A 2,654-nucleotide genomic window follows, 5' to 3' on the forward strand; every position below is an offset into this window, starting at 1 on the left:
TCTCAAATCTCAAACGTCCACGGCAGATAGGGACCGAACTGTCTCACGACGTTCTAAACCCAGCTCGCGTACCACTTTAAATGGCGAACAGCCATACCCTTGGGACCGGCTTCAGCCCCAGGATGTGATGAGCCGACATCGAGGTGCCAAACACCGCCGTCGATGTGAACTCTTGGGCGGTATCAGCCTGTTATCCCCGGAGTACCTTTTATCCGTTGAGCGATGGCCCTTCCATACAGAACCACCGGATCACTAAGACCTACTTTCGTACCTGCTCGACGTGTCTGTCTCGCAGTTAAGCGTGCTTTTGCCTTTACACTCTATGCATGATTTCCGACCATGCTGAGCACACCTTCGTGCTCCTCCGTTACTCTTTGGGAGGAGACCGCCCCAGTCAAACTACCCACCACACAGTGTCCTCGATCCGGATTACGGACCTGAGTTAGAACCTCAAACATACCAGGGTGGTATTTCAAGATTGGCTCCAATAGAACTGGCGTCCTATCTTCAAAGCCTCCCACCTATCCTACACAAGTAGGTTCAAAGTTCACTGTGAAGCTATAGTAAAGGTTCACGGGGTCTTTCCGTCTAGCCGCGGATACACAGCATCTTCACTGCGATTTCAATTTCACTGAGTCTCGGGTGGAGACAGTGCCGCCATCATTACGCCATTCGTGCAGGTCGGAACTTACCCGACAAGGAATTTCGCTACCTTAGGACCGTTATAGTTACGGCCGCCGTTTACTTGGGCTTCGATCAAGAGCTTCGCTTACGCTAACCCCATCAATTAACCTTCAAGCACCGGGCAGGCGTCACACCCTATACGTCCACTTTCGTGTTTGCAGAGTGCTGTGTTTTTAATAAACAGTTGCAGCGGCCTGGTATCTTCGACCGACTAGTGCTTACGGAGCAAGTCCTTCACACCGGCCGGCGTACCTTCTCCCGAAGTTACGGTACCATTTTGCCTAGTTCCTTCACCCGAGTTCTCTCAAGCGCCTTGGTATTCTCTACCTGACCACCTGTGTCGGTTTGGGGTACGGTTCCTACATATCTGAAGCTTAGAAGTTTTTCCTGGAAGCATGGCATCAACCACTTCACCCAAAAGAGGGCTCGTCATCAATTCTCGGTCTTAAGAGGAACCGGATTTGCCTAATTCCTCAACCTACTACCTTAAACACAGACAACCATCGCTGTGCTGGCCTAGCCTTCTCCGTCTCTCCATCGCAATATGTACGAGTACAGGAATATTAACCTGTTTCCCATCGACTACGCATTTCTGCCTCGCCTTAGGGGCCGACTCACCCTGCCCTGATTAACATGGGACAGGAAACCTTGGTCTTCCGGCGGGGAAGTTTTTCACTCCCCTTATCGTTACTCATGTCAACATTCGCACTTCTGATACCTCCAGCCTGCCTTACAGCTTGACCTTCAACGGCTTACAGAACGCTCCTCTACCGCTCATCCTAAGATGAACCCGTAGCTTCGGTGGCCAGTTTGAGCCCCGTTATATCTTCCGCGCAGGCCGACTCGACTAGTGAGCTATTACGCTTTCTTTAAAGGATGGCTGCTTCTAAGCCAACCTCCTAGCTGTCTAAGCCTTCCCACATCGTTTCCCACTTAACTGGCACTTTGGGACCTTAGCTGACGGTCTGGGTTGTTTCCCTTTTCACGACGGACGTTAGCACCCGCCGTGTGTCTCCCGCGCTAACACTCACTGGTATTCGGAGTTTGCATGGGGTTGGTAAGTCGGGATGACCCCCTAGCCCAAACAGTGCTCTACCCCCAGTGGCAATACGCGAGGCGCTACCTAAATAGCTTTCGAGGAGAACCAGCTATCTCCGAGCTTGATTAGCCTTTCACTCCTATCCACAAGTCATCCCCGGACTTTTCAACGTACGTGGGTTCGGTCCTCCAGTTAGTGTTACCCAACCTTCAACCTGCTCATGGATAGATCGCCCGGTTTCGGGTCTATTCCCAGCAACTAAACGCCCTATTAAGACTCGGTTTCCCTACGCCTACCCTATGCGGTTAAGCTTGCTACTGAAAATAAGTCGTTGACCCATTATACAAAAGGTACGCAGTCACGGAACAAGTCCGCTCCCACTGCTTGTACGTACACGGTTTCAGGATCTATTTCACTCCCCTCACAGGGGTTCTTTTCGCCTTTCCCTCACGGTACTGGTTCACTATCGGTCAGTCAGGAGTATTTAGCCTTGGAGGATGGTCCCCCCATATTCAGACAGAATAACACGTGTTCCGTCCTACTCGTTTTCATGACTAAGGCATTTTCGTATACGGGGCTATCACCCTTTACAGCGATCCTTTCCAGAATCTTCTACTAACACCAAAGCCACTTAAGGGCTAATCCCCTTTCGCTCGCCGCTACTCAGGGAATCTCAATTGATTTCTTTTCCTAAGGGTACTTAGATGTTTCAGTTCCCCTCGTTCGCCTCGTATGACTATGTATTCATCATACGATACCCGCAAGCGGGTGGGTTTCCCCATTCGGACATCTCGGGATCAAAGTTTGTTTATCAACTCCCCCGAGCTTTTCGCAGATTACCACGTCCTTCATCGCCTCTGACTGCCAAGGCATCCACCGTGCACGCTTGGTCACTTGACCATATAACCCAAAGTAGTTTTTAGAGTGAAGT

1 rRNA gene is annotated in these 2,654 nt (G+C 50.7%); it reads right to left on the reverse strand.

The annotated features are described in order from the left end of the window. Nucleotides 1-2,623 (reverse strand): 23S ribosomal RNA (locus MSP8886_RS21715); the annotation flags it as partial. Nucleotides 2,624-2,654: the final 31 nt, after the last annotated feature.

The sequence above is a fragment of the Marinomonas spartinae genome, from assembly GCF_900089775.1.
Lineage (GTDB): Bacteria > Pseudomonadota > Gammaproteobacteria > Pseudomonadales > Marinomonadaceae > Marinomonas > Marinomonas spartinae.